Origin of the sequence: Litorisediminicola beolgyonensis (assembly GCF_042679605.1) — a bacterium.
Classification (GTDB): Bacteria; Pseudomonadota; Alphaproteobacteria; order Rhodobacterales; family Rhodobacteraceae; genus Litorisediminicola; species Litorisediminicola beolgyonensis.
Window position 1 is genome coordinate 1 of the sequence record NZ_JBHTMU010000058.1, and the last position, 15,773, is coordinate 15,773.

Consider the following 15,773-nt stretch of genomic DNA (forward strand, 5'->3'; position numbering starts at 1 on the left):
ACGCCCCCGGTGACGCGCTGACGCGCTGGCCCGGTCGGACCACGCCCCCGGTGACGCGCTGACGCGCTGGCCCGGTCACGTTTTCGCGCTGCGCGTCGAATTTTGCGCCGCTAACCGATTCTTCACCCTTTTCAGAAAATGCTGATGCGGTGGGATTTTACTTGATTTGTTCTTCTTTTGATCTCATACAGGCGAGAACAAGAGGTGAACGAAGCAGCTATGGACGCCCGCAAGCGGGTGTGTCACAAGGATCGAAAGGCACAAGATATGGCGGATCTTCTCTCCATGGACAGCAAGCGGACCGCGGATAAGCAAAAAGCGCTCGACTCCGCTCTGGCCCAGATCGAACGGCAGTTCGGCAAGGGCTCGATCATGAAGCTCGGCGGCGACAACAAGCTCGCCGATATCGAGGCGACCTCGACCGGCTCGCTCGGGCTCGACATCGCGCTCGGGATCGGCGGCCTGCCGAAGGGCCGCATCATCGAGATCTACGGCCCCGAAAGCTCGGGCAAGACCACGCTCACGCTGCATTGCGTGGCCGAGGAGCAGAAAAAGGGCGGCGTCTGCGCCTTTGTCGATGCCGAGCACGCGCTCGACCCGCAATATGCCAGGAAGCTCGGCGTCGATCTCGACGAGTTGCTGATCTCGCAGCCCGATACCGGCGAGCAGGCGCTCGAGATCACCGACACGCTGGTGCGCTCTGGCGCGGTGTCGATGGTTATCGTCGACTCGGTCGCGGCGCTGACTCCGAAATCCGAGCTCGAGGGCGACATGGGCGACAGCTCGGTCGGCGTGCATGCCCGCCTGATGTCCCAGGCCATGCGCAAGCTCACCGGCTCGATCGCGCGCTCGAACTGCATGGTGATCTTCATCAACCAGATCCGCATGAAGATCGGCGTCATGTTCGGCTCGCCCGAGACCACGACGGGCGGCAACGCGCTCAAGTTCTACTCCTCGGTGCGTCTCGACATCCGCCGCATCGGCTCGATCAAGGACCGCGACGAGGTCGTCGGCAACGCCACCCGCGTCAAGGTCGTCAAGAACAAGGTCGCCCCGCCCTTCAAGCAGGTCGAGTTCGACATCATGTATGGCGAGGGCATCTCGAAGACCGGCGAGCTTCTGGACCTGGGCGTGAAGGCCGGCGTGGTCGAGAAATCGGGCGCCTGGTATTCCTACGGCGACGAGCGCATCGGCCAGGGTCGTGAGAACGCCAAGAACTTCCTCAAGGAAAACACCCAGATCGCCTATGACATCGAGGACAAGATCCGCGCCGCTCATGGGCTCGACTTCCACATGTCCGAAGAAGACGACGGCGAGGTGATGGAGGGCTGACCGCCCTTTGCCATCGAGCGCCACACGATCCGACGCCCCGGCCTCCGTGCCGGGGCGTTTTGCGTCGGGCGCCCTTGACGCGCGCGGGCCTGCACGGGATCACTCCGGCGTTCACGAGGTCCGCGTCCCATGTCGCCCGAAGGTTTCCTGCTCGTTCTTGCCGCCGCGCTCTGCCACGCGACCTGGAACCTGCTGGTCAAGCGGCTGAACGCCGGGGCGGAGCTTCTGTGGCTCTTCTCGCTGGTCACGGTGATCCTCTACGCGCCCTTCGCCCTCTGGGCGGTGCTGCGCTGGGAGGACCCCTCGCCGCTCGCCGCGCTCGCCATCGCGCTCTCCACCGCGCTGCACCTGGGCTATTTCCTCGTCCTCCAGGCCGGATACCGCGCCGGTGACCTGAGCATGGTCTATCCCACCGCGCGCGCCACCGGCCCGATCCTGTCGGGCGTGCTGGCGGTGCTTCTGCTGGGCGAAGAGGTCAACGGCACGCTGATCCTCGGCGCCGGGGTGATCGTCTTCGGGGTTTTCATGCTCACCGGCGGGTTCCGGCGCCGGAGCCGCGCCGCGGCGCTGAGCCTCGCCTTCGGGCTCGCCACCGGCGCCTTCATCGGCAGCTACACCATCGCCGACGCCTACGCGGTCACCGCGCTCGCCATCCCGCCGCTTCTGGTGGACTACGCCTCGTCGCTCGGCCGCGTCGTGCTTCTGGCGCCCCTGGCCAACCGCAGGCGCGACCGGGTCGCGGCGCTCTGGCGCGACCACCGCGCCGAGGTCACCGGCATCGCGATCTTCAGCGCGCTGGCCTATATCCTCGTGCTGGTCGCGATCACCTTCACGCCGGTGGTCTATGTCGCGCCCCTGCGCGAAACCTCGGTGCTCTTCGCCGTTCTCGCGGGCTCGCTGCTTCTCGGCGAGGGCGACCTGGCACGGCGGCTCGGCTGGGCGGCGGTGATCTTCGCGGGCGTGGTCCTTCTCGCCACGAGCTGACCCGTGCCCGCGCGCAATGGACAGCCCCGCCCCCCGGCGCTACACCAACGCGAACACGAGAAAAATAACGCCGGACCGCGACCCAGACATGCCCAGCCTGAACGATATCCGCTCGACCTTCCTCAAGTATTTCGAGAGCCAGGGCCACCGCGTGGTGCCCTCCTCTCCGCTGGTCCCGCGCAACGACCCGACGCTGATGTTCGCGAACTCCGGCATGGTGCAGTTCAAGAACCTCTTCACCGGGGTCGAGACCCGCGACTACACCCGCGCCACCACCGCGCAGAAATGCGTCCGCGCCGGCGGCAAGCACAACGATCTCGACAATGTAGGCTACACCGCGCGGCACCATACCTTCTTCGAAATGCTGGGTAATTTCAGCTTCGGCGACTATTTCAAGACCGAAGCGATCCCCTTCGCCTACGAGCTCATCACCCGCGATTTCGGCATCTCGAAGGACCGGCTCTACGCCACCGTCTACCACACCGATGACGAGGCCTTCGAGATCTGGAAAAAGGTCGGCATTCCCGACAGCCGCATCATCCGCATCGCGACCTCGGACAATTTCTGGCAGATGGGCCCGACCGGTCCCTGCGGCCCCTGCACCGAGATCTTCTACGATCACGGCGAGCATATCTGGGGCGGCCCTCCGGGAAGCCCCGAGGAGGACGGCGACCGGTTCATCGAGATCTGGAACATCGTCTTCATGCAGAACGAGCAGTTCGAGGACGGCTCGATGCGCGAACTCGACATCCAGTCGATCGACACCGGCATGGGGCTCGAGCGGATCGGCGCGCTCCTGCAGGGCAAGCACGACAATTACGACACCGACCTGATGCGCGCGCTGATCGAGGCCTCGGCCCATGCGACCAGCACCGATCCCGACGGGCCCGGCAAGATGCACCACCGGGTGATCGCCGACCACCTGCGCTCGACCTCCTTCCTGATCGCCGACGGGGTCATGCCGTCGAATGACGGGCGCGGCTATGTGCTCCGCCGGATCATGCGCCGCGCGATGCGTCACGCGCATATGCTGGGCGCCAAGGACCCGGTGATGTGGCGGCTCGTCCCGGCGCTTGTCGCCAAGATGGGCGGCGCCTATCCCGAGCTCGGCCGCGCCCAGCCGCTGATCGAGGAGACGCTGAAGAACGAGGAAACCCGGTTCAAGCAGACGCTCGACCGTGGCCTGAAGCTTCTGGATGAGGAGCTCGGCCACCTTCCCGAGGGTGCAGCCCTCCCCGGCGAGACCGCCTTCAAGCTCTACGACACCTACGGCTTCCCGCTCGACCTGACGCAGGACGCGCTGCGCGAGCGCAAGCGCGAGGTCGACACCGATGGTTTTGACGCCGCGATGGCCGAGCAGAAGGCCAAGGCCCGTGCCGCCTGGTCGGGCTCGGGCGAGGCCGCCGACGCCACGATCTGGTACGACATCGCCGAGACCAAGGGCACGACCGATTTCCTCGGCTACGACACCGAGACCGCCGAGGGCCAGATCCTTGCGCTGGTGGCGGACGGGGCCGAGGTCGCGAGCGCCGAGACCGGCGCGCAGGTGACGCTCGTCTTGAACCAGTCGCCCTTCTACGCCGAATCCGGTGGTCAGGTCGGCGATACCGGCACCATCTCGACCGAGAACGGCAGCGCTCGCGTCACCGACACCCGCAAGGTCGCGGGCGTCTTCCTGCACATTGCAGAGGTGACGGAGGGCAAGATCAGCCGGGGCGAGGCCGCGCGGCTCGAGGTCGATCACGCCCGCCGCTCGGCGATCCGCGCCAACCACTCGGCCACGCACCTTCTGAACGAGGCGCTCCGCCGCGCGCTTGGCGATCACGTCGCGCAGCGCGGCTCGCTGAACGCGCCCGACCGCCTGCGGTTCGACTTCAGCCATGCCAAGGGGCTCTCGGCGACCGAGATCGACCAGGTCGAGCGCGAGGTGAACGATTACATCCGCCAGAACGCCCCCGTCGAGACCCGGATCATGACGCCCGACGACGCGCGGGGCCTCGGCGCGCAGGCGCTCTTCGGCGAGAAATACGGCGACGAGGTCCGCGTGGTGTCGATGGGCATCGACGAGACCTCGGGCAAGGGCGGCAACGGCGCGACCTACTCGATCGAGCTGTGCGGCGGCACCCATGTGGGCCGCACTGGCGAGATCGGCCTGTTCGTCTGCCTGGGCGACAGCGCGTCCTCGGCCGGCGTCCGCCGGATCGAGGCGCTGACCGGCGAGGCCGCGCTCGACCATCTGCGCGAGCGTGACCGTCTGGTCTCGGGCCTGGCCTCGACGCTCAAGACCGCGCCGGGCGAGCTGTCCGACCGGGTTCACGCGCTGATGGACGAGCGCCGCGCGCTTGCCAACGAGGTCGCGCAGCTTCGCCGCGAACTCGCGATGGCCGGAGGCGGTGCGGCCACGGGCGGCGCCGAGCCCCGCGACGTGAACGGCGTGCCGTTCCTCGCGCAGGTGCTCTCGGGCGTCTCGGGCAAGGACCTGCGCCCGCTGATCGACGAGCTCAAGAAGCGTCTCGGGAGCGGCGCGATCCTCCTGATCGCCGATGCCGACGGCAAGGCCGCCGTGGCCGCCGGGGTCACCGACGACCTTGCGGGCACGCTCTCGGCGGTCGATCTGGTCAAGGCGGCGGTGGCCGAGCTTGGCGGCAAGGGCGGCGGCGGTCGCCCGGACATGGCTCAGGGCGGCGCGGCCTCGGCAGAGAATGCCGACGCCGCGATCAAGGCGGCGGAAGCCGTGATCGGAGGATGAAATGGCCTGTTACGTGATCGCCAGCGTCGAGGTGACCGACCCCGAGGACTACGTGAACTACGCCAGCCACACCGAGGCGAGCGTCGCCCCGTTCGGCGGCGAGTTCCTGGTCAAGGGCGGCGCGCAGAGCGTGGTCGAGGGCTCCGCCCCCGACCGCCACGCGGTGATCCGCTTCCCCGACCGCGCCTCGGCCGAGGCGTGGTACGGCTCGGACGACTACCAGCGCCTTCTCCATATCGCGCTCAGCGCCTCGCGCCGCACGCTTGTCTTCGTCGACGGCGTCTGACCCCTTTTCCCTTTCCGACAGGAGTGCCCCCATGCCCGCCCTTTGGATCGCCCATGTCCATGTCACCGATGCCGATGCCTACGGCGCCTATGCCAAGCTCGCAGGCCCGGCCATCGCCGCCCATGGCGGCGCGTTCATCGCGCGCGGCGGCGCTTTCGTGACGCTCGAAGGCAATACCGCCTCGGACGGCACCGAGAAGAGCCGCCACGTCGTCGCCCGCTTCCCCTCGGTCGAAGCCGCGGAGACCTGCTACCACTCGGACGCCTACCAGGAAGCGCTGAGCCATGCCCGGAACGCCTCGGAGCGCGACCTGATCATCGTCGAGATCAACGAGTAACACCGCGCCTATGGCCCGGCGTGATCGAACACGGTGACGCCGGAAAATATCCCTTGCAGGTAGCCACACGGGTCCTCGCGCTGGCTGTAATGCTGCCAGGCCCTCATCGCGAAGCGGTCTGGCGCCATGAAGAGCACCATCGCGTTGATCGCATCGCGCGGCACTTGCGCCTCCGCCCCGCCACCGGCCTCGAAGGGTGCCCGATGCTCAGGCGACAGCGCGCCGATCTGCAGCGCGTAGGCCAGGTATTCTGCGGTCGCCGGGCAATCGTCATAGGGACAGTCGGTGCCGTCATAGGCCGCATGCACGACCTCGTGCAGGACGACGCTCCGGAAATACTCCGCAAGAGGTATCTCGGCGAAGAGATTGGTCTTGGAGCGTTTTTCGGCGAGCTGCTCGGGCGTCAGGACCTCGATCAGCGCCTCGCCGCAGTGGAAGAGCCCGACGCAATCGGCGCGCAGCTCGGACACGGTTTCGATCCGCAGACCGGGATCGGGTCGCGGCAGGTCGCAGGCGCCGAGGATCGCGAAGGCCGCCTCGACATGATCGCAGATCTGCACACCAAGCGCCTCGGTCTCGGCCGCGACGGTGACGCCCAGATCGCCGCAGGCCAGCTCGTCGGCCGCAGCGCCCGCCCCCGCGCCGATCAGCGCCAGGACCGCCGCGATATGGCTCCTGCTCCCGGTCATCCTCCAAGCCTAGCCCAAACCGCGCGCCAGGGGCAGCACTTCCGGCCGGGAGTGTTCAGTCGCCGGTCTCGACCTCGGTCTGGATCCACTCGGCGCTCAGGTGGATGTCCGTCGCCCGGAACGGAGTCTCGATGACCTCGAACCGGTGCGGCACCTCGGCAGGCCCGAAGACCACGTCGCCCGGACCGGCCTCGATCACCGCGTCGCCCACCGTGTAGCGCGCCCGGCCCTCCTGGATCGAGAAGACCTCGTCATAGGGATGCCAATGCAGGCCCGGGCCTCCGCCGATCTCGTCGATCGAGACCAGGAGAAGCGTGACCTCGGTCCCGAGGTCACGCCCGATCACCCGGTTGGGCCTGTCGCGCTCGGCGGCACGGCTGACCCGGGCGCCGCTCATGCGGTCTTCGACATCCGCTTGCGCTCGTGCGGATCGAGATAGCGCTTGCGCAGGCGGATCGCGTTCGGCGTCACCTCGACCAGCTCATCATCGTTGATATAGGCGATGGCCTCTTCGAGGCTGAGCGTGATCGGCGGCGTCAGGCGCACCGCGTCGTCGGTGCCGGACGCCCGGACGTTGGTGAGCTTCTTGCCCTTGAGCGGGTTCACCTCGAGATCGTTGTCGCGGCTGTGCTCGCCGATGATCATACCGGTATAGACCGGCGCCTGCGCGCCGATGAACATCCGGCCGCGCTCTTCGAGGTTCCAGAGCGCATAGGCCACCGAGACGCCGTTCTCCATGGAGATCAGGACACCTGCGCGCCGGCCCGGGATCGCGCCCTTGTGCGGCGTCCAGCCGTGGAACACGCGGTTCAGAACGCCAGTGCCGCGCGTGTCGGTCAGGAACTCGCCGTGATATCCGATAAGCCCGCGCGAGGGCACATGCGCGATGATGCGGGTCTTGCCAGCGCCCGCGGGTTTCATCTCGACGAGCTCGCCCTTGCGCGCGCCTGTGAGCTTTTCGATTACCGCGCCGGAATAGTCGTCATCGACGTCGATGGTGGCTTCCTCGACCGGCTCTTCGAGACCGTTCTCGCCGTCGCGCATGATCACCTGCGGGCGCGAGATCGACAGCTCGAACCCTTCGCGGCGCATGTTCTCGATCAGCACGCCCATCTGCAATTCGCCGCGGCCCGAGACCTCGAAGGCCTCGCCGCCCGGCGTGTCCTTGACCTTGATCGCGACGTTGCTCTCGGCCTCTTTCAGCAGGCGCTCGCGGATCACGCGGGACTGCACCTTCTTGCCGTCGCGGCCCGCGAGCGGGCTGTCGTTGATGCCGAAGGTCACGGTGATCGTCGGCGGATCGATGGGCTGCGCATCGAGCGGCTCTTCCACGGCGAGCGCGCAGATCGTATCGGCCACGGTCGCCTTGGACATGCCCGCGATGGAGACGATGTCGCCCGCCTGAGCGGCCTCGATGTCCTGCTGGCCGAGACCCCGGAAGGCCTGGATCTTGGTGACGCGGAACTGCTCGATCTTCTGGCCGTGACGCGCCAGCGCCTGCACCGTCGCGCCGACCTTGAGCGTGCCGCTCTCCACCCGGCCCGTCAGGATGCGGCCTACGAAGGGATCGGCACCGAGCGTCGTGGCCAGCATGCGGAAATCCTCGCCCTGACGCTTGATCTGGCGCGGCGCGGGAACGTGATCGACGATCAGCCGGAACAGCGCGTCGAGGTTCTTGCGCGGACCGTCGAGATCGGCATCCGCCCAGCCGGAGCGGCCCGAGGCATAGAGATGCGGGAAATCGAGCTGGTCCTCGTCGGCGCCGAGATTGGCAAAGAGATCGAAGCATTCGTCGAGCGCGCGGTCGGGCTCGGCATCGGGCTTGTCGACCTTGTTCAGCACCACGATCGGGCGGAGCCCCAAGGCCAGCGCCTTGGAGGTCACGAACTTGGTCTGCGGCATCGGGCCTTCGGCCGCGTCGACGAGCAGAACGACCCCGTCCACCATCGACAGGATGCGCTCGACCTCGCCGCCGAAATCGGCGTGGCCGGGCGTGTCGACGATATTGATGCGGGTGCCTTTCCACTCGACGCTCGTCGCCTTCGCGAGAATGGTGATCCCGCGCTCGCGTTCGAGGTCGTTGCTGTCCATCGCCCGCTCGGCCACGGCCTGGTTCTCTCGGAACGCGCCCGATTGCTTGAGGAGTTCGTCGACGAGCGTGGTCTTGCCGTGGTCGACATGGGCGATGATCGCGACGTTGCGCAGGTCCATTGGGTGGGTGCCTTGTCCGGGAATATAAGGTGTCGCGCGCGGGCCTAGCCGCGACCGCGCCGAAAGGCCAGCGCTTATTCTGCCCTGCGGCGCAGCGTCCTGTTGCGCGGCGGACTCAACCCGGCAGGGAAAGCGCTTTTCCATCAGGAAGATATCCACAGCCACGTTGACACAAAACGGGAACACGAATAGAACAAACCGCGACACACCGGACAGGGAGCCGCAGGATGCTCACGAAGAAACAGCTCGACCTTCTCGATTTCATCAACAAGCGGATGGCGCGCGACGGGGTGCCGCCCTCCTTCGACGAAATGAAGGAAGCGCTGGATCTGCGCTCCAAGTCGGGCATCCACCGGCTGATCACCGCGCTGGAAGAGCGCGGCTTCATCCGCCGCCTCGCGCATCGCGCCCGCGCCATCGAGATCGTGAAGCTTCCCGACGCGCTCGCGGGGACGCCGCAGGCCGGGTTCCAGCCGCAGGTGATCGACGGCGACCGACCCGACACCCTGCCCGCACGCGCCCATCCGCTCGAGCCGGGCCTGTCGACGGAGCTGCCGATCCTCGGCCGCATCGCCGCAGGCGTGCCGATCGAGGCGATCAACGACAATCCGCCCGCGATCTCGGTGCCCGGTCAGATGCTCTCGGGGCGCGGCAAGCACTACGCGCTCGAGGTCAAGGGCGACTCGATGATCGACGCCGGGATCAATGACGGAGACGTGGTCGTGATCCTCGAAACCAGCAGCGCCGACAATGGCGACATCGTCGTGGCGCAGGTCGACGGCTACGAAGCGACGCTGAAGCGCTATCGCCGCGATGGCGACCGCGTGGTTCTTGAGGCGGCGAACCCCGCCTACGAGCCGCGCGTCCTGCCCGCCGGGCAGGTCGCGGTGCAGGGGCGGCTGGTGGGGCTGATCCGGACCTACTGAACCGGGAAGTCACCTGTTTTCAAGGGCATGTCGGCGCATGTTAAGGCTGCGAAGGCCGCCTGAGCGGGCTTGACGCCCCTCCTGTTTCGCAGCGAAACCGAGGGGCGTTTCCCTTATATCCCAGCTTCTTGCCGGGTTTTCCTGATCCAGTTTCGGCGTCCAGAGACGCTGCCCGGATATCTCGCCTGTCGTGACGGCGCGCAGCCCCGCGCCGTCAGGATACCAGGCGACCGCGCCGGTCGCCGCGAGCTCTTTCGCCGACAGCAGCAGACACCCCCCCGAAACATCGGCCTCGCGATCCGTCACCACGATCTCGCCCGCGGCGCAGCGCCCGAGGCGCTCCAGCCCGGTCTTGCCGCGCAGATGTCTGAGCCGCAGCGTCCCGCGCTCCAGCACTGCCCAGCTCTTGCCCGAGGCTCCCGGCCAGCGGGCGAAGCCCTCGGCCTGGTCTGCCCCGTCGCCATCGTTCTCGAGCCAGATACCCGCCACGAAGCCCGCGCCACTTTCGCGGCTGAGGGCACGGCCCGCCTCGGTCATCACTCCGACCAGCGCCCCGTCGCCCGAGACCAGAAGCACCGGACGCTCCGCCCCGGCCCAGAGCCAGACCGCGACGAGAGAGGGCGCAAGCCCCGCGATCCGCGCCCGTCCCTGCCAGAGGCACAGAACGAGCGCTCCGAATGCGAGGAGCGGCAAGACCGCTCCGGGCGGTGCCGGAACGTGGCCGACCGCGCCGGGCAGCGCGCTCACGCTCTCTGCCACCCACAGGATCCAGTCGAGCCCCCTACCCATGACCCAGAGCGGCAGCGCCTCGCCGCCGAAGGGCATCAGCGCCAGTGCCGCGACGCCGGACGGCATGACCAGCGCGCCCATCAAGGGCACCGAAGCGAGATTGGCCAGAAGCCCGTATTCCGCGATCCGGTTGAACTGCGCCATGGCGACCGGCGCGGTCGCGGCGCCCGCCACCGCCGAGGACAGGACCAGCGTCGCTCCCCAGCGCAGCGGCGCGGGCCAGCCGCGCAACTTGCCGCGCATCAGCCCGAAGACGACGACAAGCGCGGTGGTCGCCGCGAAGGACATCTGGAAACCGGAACCGAAGAGCGCCTCGGGCGTGATCACCAAGAGGATCGTGGCCGCGAGCGCCACCGCGCGCAGCGACAGCGCGCGCCGGTCGACAAGCACCGCGCCAAGGATCACCGCGACCATCACGAAGGCGCGCACGGTCGCCACATTGGCCCCCGAGAGCGCCAGGTATCCCCCCGCGGCCGCCAGCGCGCCGAGCGCGGCAATTTTCTTGGCGGGCACCCGCAAGCCCAGGGCCGGGACCGACAGGAGCGCCAATCGAAGCGCCCCGAAGACCGTGCCCGCCAGGAGCCCCATATGCAGGCCAGAGATCGCGAGGAGATGCGCGAGGTTGCTGTCGCGCAGGGCCGAGAGCGTCTCGCGCCCGACGGCGGAGCGGTCGCCGGTCAGGATCGCCGCCGCGAAGCCTCCGGTCTCTCCCGGGAGCCGCGCCTTGATCCGGTCGGCCAGCCGCGTTCGCAGCCGCGCGAGCACCACGCCCCGGCCCGCGGGCTCGATCATCAGGACGGGCGTGCGCGTGTAGCCAACCGCGCCGATGCGCTGGAACCAGGCATGACGGCGGAAATCGAACCCGCCCGGCTCGGCCGGACCGTTCGGCGCAGAGAGATGTCCGGTCAGGATGACGGTCATGCCAGGCTCGGGGTCGAGCCAGCGCTGATCGCCATGGAGCGACACCCGGACCCGGAGCGGCGTCCGGTCGGGCGCAGTGTCGAAGAGCACCACGCGGTCGAGCGTCAGGCGCAGCGCATCGGAATAGGAGCGGTCGATCGCGACCACGCGCCCCTCGATCGGCCCGTAATAGCGATAGTCCAGCACCGGCCCCGCGACCCGATGCGCGCGCGCGCCCGCCAGCGCCATGCCCAGTGTGACAAGCGCAAGCGCGGTCATCAGCGGCCCGAGCGTCGCGCCGACGCGGCGCGCCAGCACGAGACCGGCGAGACCCGCGCCGCCGGAGACCCAGAGCAGCGCCACCGGCGGTTCCTGCCGGAGCGAGATATAGAGACCGATCCCCATCGCCAGGAAGACCGGCGCCCAAGGGAACAGCGCGCCGTGCTGTCCGGGGATCGGCGATCGCAGCCACGTCATCCTGCCGCCCCCGCTTGTCCTTCCGGCCCACGCTCCTGTAAGCATCGCCGGACAGTATCGCCCCCTTGGTTACCCGGAGGTTAATCCGCCCGATGTCCGCGCCCGTCGTCACCCGCTTCGCCCCGTCTCCGACCGGCTACCTGCATATCGGCGGGGCGCGCACTGCGCTCTTCAACTGGCTCTATGCCCGGGGCCGCGGCGGCAAGTTCCTCTTGCGGATCGAGGATACCGACCGCGCGCGCTCCACGCCCGAAGCGACGGCGGCGATCCTGAAGGGGCTCGACTGGCTGGGGCTCGACCATGATGGCGAGGTGGTCAGCCAGGCCGCCCGCGCCGACCGCCATGCCGAGGTGGCGCGCGCGCTTCTCGAAAACGGCGAGGCCTACAAGTGCTTCTCCACCCAGGAAGAGATCGAGGCCTTCCGCGAAGCCGCCCGCGCAGAGGGCCGCTCGACACTGTTCCAGAGCCCCTGGCGCGACGCCGATCCCGCCACCCATCCTGACGCGCCCTACGCCATCCGGCTGAAGACGCCGATGGAGGGCGAGACGCTGATCCGGGACGTGGTCCAGGGCGATGTGCGGATCGGCAATGACCAGCTCGACGACATGATCCTCCTGCGTTCGGACCGCACGCCGGTCTACATGCTCGCGGTGGTGGTCGACGATCACGACATGGGCGTGACCCATGTGATCCGGGGCGACGATCACCTCAACAACGCCGCGCGGCAGATAGGGATTTACCGCGCGATGGGCTGGGACCTTCCGGTCTACGCCCATATCCCGCTCATTCACGGGCCGGACGGCAAGAAGCTCTCCAAGCGCCACGGCGCGGTCGGGCTCGAGGAATACCAGGTCATGGGCTATCCGGCATCGGGGATGCGCAACTATCTCGCGCGGCTCGGCTGGTCGCATGGCGATGACGAGGTCTTCACCGACGCAGAGGCCAAAGAGTGGTTCGATCTCGACGGAATCGGGCGCTCTCCGGCGCGGCTCGACTTCAAGAAACTCGAAAACGTCTCGGGCCAGCACATCGCGATGGCCGAGGATGCTGCGCTGCTGCATGAAATTGAGGCCTTCCTCGACGCCGCGGGCAAAAACCCCTTGACCAGTCCGCAGAAAGACGCGCTGATGCGGGCGATGTATTGCCTCAAAGACCGCGCGAAGACACTCCCGGAACTCATTGAAAAGGCGCATTTCGCGCTGACGGAGACCCCGATCGAGCCGGACGAGAAGGCGGCGAAGGCGCTCGATCCGGTATCCCGTGGTATACTGAGTGAATTGACGCCGCAGTTGCAAAATGCTAGCTGGACCCGAGACGATCTGGAGGCCCTCACCGCCAGTTTCGCCGAAGCTCGGGACACGAAATTCGGCAAGCTTGCAGGGCCGTTGCGCGCCGCTCTGGCTGGGCGGACGGCAACCCCCAGCGTGTTCGATATGATGCTTGTCCTGGGACGCGATGAGACGCTGGCCAGGCTCAAGCACGCCGGGCAACCGGCCGGCTGAGGCCGGGCGGGCCCCAAGCGGCACCCACGGGGGGCCGCGGACCGAAGAACATGGCGGGGCGACGCGTTCCTGCCGAACAGACTGAAGGGATCTGCCCATGGCCGAAAGTTCCAAGACCGCGACGCTCTCCATCGGTGACGACAGCTACGAGCTGCCGATCTACTCTCCCACCGCGGGCCCGGATGTCATCGACATCCGCAAGCTCTACGCGCAGGCGGGCGTGTTCACCTACGACCCGGGCTTCACCTCGACCGCGTCTTGCGACTCGACCATCACCTTCATCGACGGCGACAAGGGCGAGCTGCTGCATCGCGGCTACCCCATCGACCAGCTCGCGTCGAAATCGCATTACCTCGAGGTCTGCTACCTCCTGCTCTACGGCGAGCTGCCGACGGCGCAACAGCTCGAGCATTTCGAGAACATGGTGACCCGTCACACCATGATCCACGAGCAGATGCACAACTTCTTCCGTGGCTTCCGCCGCGACGCGCACCCGATGGCCACCATGGTCGGCGTGGTCGGTGCGATGTCGGCCTTCTACCACGACTCGACCAACATCCACGACGCCCGCGAGCGCGAGATCGCCTCGCACCGGCTGATCGCGAAGATGCCGACCATCGCGGCGATGGCCTACAAGTACTCGATCGGCCAGCCCTTCGTGTATCCGCGCAACGATCTCGATTACGCGGCCAACTTCCTGCACATGTGCTTCGCGGTCCCGGCCGAGGAATACATCGTCGATCCGATCCTCGCCCGCGCGATGGACCGCATCTTCACGCTGCACGCCGATCACGAGCAGAACGCCTCGACCTCGACGGTGCGTCTGGCCTCGTCCTCCGGCGCCAACCCCTTCGCCTGCATCGCGGCCGGCATCGCCTGTCTCTGGGGCCCGGCCCATGGCGGCGCCAACCAGGCCTGCCTCGAGATGCTCAAGGAGATCGGCTCGCCCGACAACATCCCCGAATACATCGCCCGCGCGAAGGACAAGAACGATCCCTTCCGCCTGATGGGCTTCGGCCACCGGGTCTACAAGAACTTCGACCCGCGCGCGAAGGTGATGAAGCAATCCGCCGACGAGGTGCTCGATCTCCTGGGCGTCGAGAACAATCCGGTCCTCGCCACCGCCAAGGCGCTGGAAGAGGCCGCGCTCGCGGACGACTACTTCTCCGAGAAGAAGCTCTTCCCGAACGTCGATTTCTATTCGGGCATCATCCTCGAGGCGATGGGCTTCCCGACCTCCATGTTCACGCCGATCTTCGCCGTGAGCCGGACGGTGGGCTGGATCAGCCAGTGGAAGGAAATGCTGGGCGATCCGCAGAACAAGATCGGCCGTCCGCGCCAGCTGTATCTCGGCATGACCACGCGCGATTACATCGACATCGAAGACCGCTGAACGCGGCTTCGGATCGGACTGAAGAAAGGGCCGTTGCCAGAGTGGCAGCGGCCCTTTTTCGTGAGCTGGGACACCTGGCGGCGGGTCAGCGACCCTCGTAGACGGCGGGGCGCTTCTCGAGAAAGGCCATCACGCCCTCACGGAAATCCCGGCTGCGTCCGCACTGGCCCTGAAGCTGCGCCTCGAGCGCCAGCTGCTCTTCAAGGCTGTTGCCCGAGGAGGCACGGAGCGCGGTCTTCACGCGGGCATAGGCCTCGGTCGGACCGGTGGCGAGTTGACGGGCGCGGGCGCGCCAGCGGGCGTCGAACTCGGCATCGGGCACCGCTTCCCAGATCATGCCCCAGGCCTCGGCCTGCGCCGCGCTGACCGGCTCGGCGAAAAGCGCCGCGCCCATCGCCTTCTGCAGGCCGATCTGGCGCGGCAGGGTCCAGGTACCGCCCGCATCCGGAATGAGGCCGATCCGGGTGAAGGCCTGCAGGAAGCTCGCGCTCTCGGCGGCGATGGTGATGTCGCAGACCAGCGCGAGGTTGGCCCCGGCCCCGGCCGCGACGCCGTTCACCGCGGCGATCACCGGCAGGCGGCATTCGACGATGGCACGCAGCATCGGCTCGTACTCGTCGCGCAGCGTCCGCTCCACATCGAGCGTGGCCGCCGAGCGGCTGTCGCCAAGATCCTGCCCCGAACAGAAGGCCTTGTCCCCGGCCCCGGTCAGCACGATGGCGCGCGCCTCGCGGTCGGCACGCTTGATCGCGTCGGTGATCTCGGCCCGCATCTGGGAGTTGAGCGCGTTGCGCAGCTCGGGCCGGTTGAGGGTGATGATCGCGACGCCCTCGTCGAGCGCGTAGGTGATGGCCTCGTACTGCATGTCGGTCTGGTCCTGTCTCAAAGGGCGCGGGGTCTGTCGCCCCCTTTGAACCATCCCGGCGCCGCGAAGGCAAAGCGCAACGCTGCGTCAGAGACCCGCGCCGGGATCGCCCCCTGCCCCGCGCCGCGCCCTGAGCGCGTCGAGAAGCGCGAGGGCCTCGGGCGGCGGCGCCTGTTCGATGCGCGTGTAGGCGCTGCCGTCGCGGCTGCGCCGCGCAAGCCCGTGCTCGATCAGGCCGCGCCGAAGCTGCGCCGCGTCACCAAGCGCGGTCGCGGCATCGATCCTTGCGCTGATCTCGCGCTCGCTCAGCGTCTCGCGCGCGGGCAGCACCGC

At 67.8% G+C, this 15,773-nt stretch carries 14 protein-coding genes; 8 read left to right on the top strand and 6 right to left on the bottom strand.

Going from position 1 to position 15,773, the window contains the following annotated elements; all coding sequences use genetic code 11:
- Positions 1-285 precede the first annotated feature (285 nt).
- From recA to ACFQ4E_RS19395, 5 genes are all read left to right on the top strand, one after another.
- Positions 286-1,332, top strand: coding sequence for a recombinase RecA (recA, locus tag ACFQ4E_RS19375; RefSeq protein ID WP_386806185.1), 1,047 nt, complete (start codon positions 286-288; stop codon positions 1,330-1,332).
- Positions 1,333-1,461: 129 nt separating this feature from the next.
- Complete coding sequence (locus ACFQ4E_RS19380; protein WP_386806186.1) at positions 1,462-2,316, top strand: EamA family transporter; 855 nt, start codon at positions 1,462-1,464, stop codon at positions 2,314-2,316.
- 88 nt (positions 2,317-2,404) lie between these two features.
- Positions 2,405-5,065: an alanine--tRNA ligase gene (gene alaS / locus ACFQ4E_RS19385; RefSeq protein ID WP_386806187.1), complete on the top strand. Its 2,661-nt coding sequence runs from the start codon at positions 2,405-2,407 to the stop codon at positions 5,063-5,065.
- 1 nt (position 5,066) lies between these two features.
- Entirely contained in the window at positions 5,067-5,351 is a 285-nt protein-coding gene (locus tag ACFQ4E_RS19390) for a DUF1330 domain-containing protein (protein ID WP_386806188.1), read from the top strand.
- Between the two features lie 31 nt (positions 5,352-5,382).
- Positions 5,383-5,688, top strand: coding sequence for a DUF1330 domain-containing protein (locus ACFQ4E_RS19395; RefSeq protein ID WP_386806189.1), 306 nt, complete (start codon positions 5,383-5,385; stop codon positions 5,686-5,688).
- 8 nt (positions 5,689-5,696) lie between these two features.
- On the opposite strand, the gene ACFQ4E_RS19400 is transcribed toward ACFQ4E_RS19395, so the two are convergent.
- The 3 genes from ACFQ4E_RS19400 to typA are packed head-to-tail and all read right to left on the bottom strand — an operon-like array spanning position 5,697 to position 8,588.
- Positions 5,697-6,377 (bottom strand): DUF6639 family protein, encoded by a 681-nt coding sequence (locus ACFQ4E_RS19400; RefSeq protein ID WP_386806190.1) that lies wholly within the window; start codon positions 6,375-6,377, stop codon positions 5,697-5,699.
- Between the two features lie 55 nt (positions 6,378-6,432).
- Positions 6,433-6,774 (bottom strand): cupin domain-containing protein, encoded by a 342-nt coding sequence (locus tag ACFQ4E_RS19405; protein WP_386806191.1) that lies wholly within the window; start codon positions 6,772-6,774, stop codon positions 6,433-6,435.
- Positions 6,771-8,588 carry a translational GTPase TypA gene (typA, locus tag ACFQ4E_RS19410; RefSeq protein ID WP_386806192.1) on the bottom strand — a complete coding sequence of 606 codons (1,818 nt, stop codon included), beginning with the start codon at positions 8,586-8,588 and terminating at the stop codon, positions 6,771-6,773. The genes ACFQ4E_RS19405 and typA overlap by 4 nt, the downstream gene beginning before the upstream one ends.
- Positions 8,589-8,815: 227 nt before the next feature.
- On the opposite strand from typA, the gene lexA reads away from it, so the two are divergent.
- Positions 8,816-9,514 carry a transcriptional repressor LexA gene (gene lexA, locus ACFQ4E_RS19415; protein WP_386806193.1) on the top strand — a complete coding sequence of 233 codons (699 nt, stop codon included), beginning with the start codon at positions 8,816-8,818 and terminating at the stop codon, positions 9,512-9,514.
- Between the two features lie 9 nt (positions 9,515-9,523).
- On the opposite strand, the gene ACFQ4E_RS19420 is transcribed toward lexA, so the two are convergent.
- Positions 9,524-11,680: a ComEC/Rec2 family competence protein gene (locus ACFQ4E_RS19420; RefSeq protein ID WP_386806194.1), complete on the bottom strand. Its 2,157-nt coding sequence runs from the start codon at positions 11,678-11,680 to the stop codon at positions 9,524-9,526.
- 92 nt (positions 11,681-11,772) lie between these two features.
- On the opposite strand from ACFQ4E_RS19420, the gene gltX reads away from it, so the two are divergent.
- Both gltX and gltA read left to right on the top strand, forming a co-directional pair.
- The gene (gene gltX / locus ACFQ4E_RS19425; protein WP_386806195.1) at positions 11,773-13,182 is read left to right on the top strand and encodes a glutamate--tRNA ligase; all 1,410 of its coding nucleotides are present in this window, start codon (positions 11,773-11,775) and stop codon (positions 13,180-13,182) included.
- A 97-nt stretch (positions 13,183-13,279) separates the two neighbouring features.
- Complete coding sequence (gene gltA, locus ACFQ4E_RS19430; protein ID WP_386806196.1) at positions 13,280-14,575, top strand: citrate synthase; 1,296 nt, start codon at positions 13,280-13,282, stop codon at positions 14,573-14,575.
- Between the two features lie 85 nt (positions 14,576-14,660).
- On the opposite strand, the gene ACFQ4E_RS19435 is transcribed toward gltA, so the two are convergent.
- Both ACFQ4E_RS19435 and ACFQ4E_RS19440 read right to left on the bottom strand, forming a co-directional pair.
- Entirely contained in the window at positions 14,661-15,440 is a 780-nt protein-coding gene (locus ACFQ4E_RS19435) for an enoyl-CoA hydratase-related protein (protein ID WP_386806197.1), read from the bottom strand.
- Between the two features lie 87 nt (positions 15,441-15,527).
- Positions 15,528-15,773: DUF2087 domain-containing protein (locus tag ACFQ4E_RS19440; RefSeq protein WP_386806198.1), on the bottom strand; the 246-nt coding region annotated here is incomplete at its 5' end.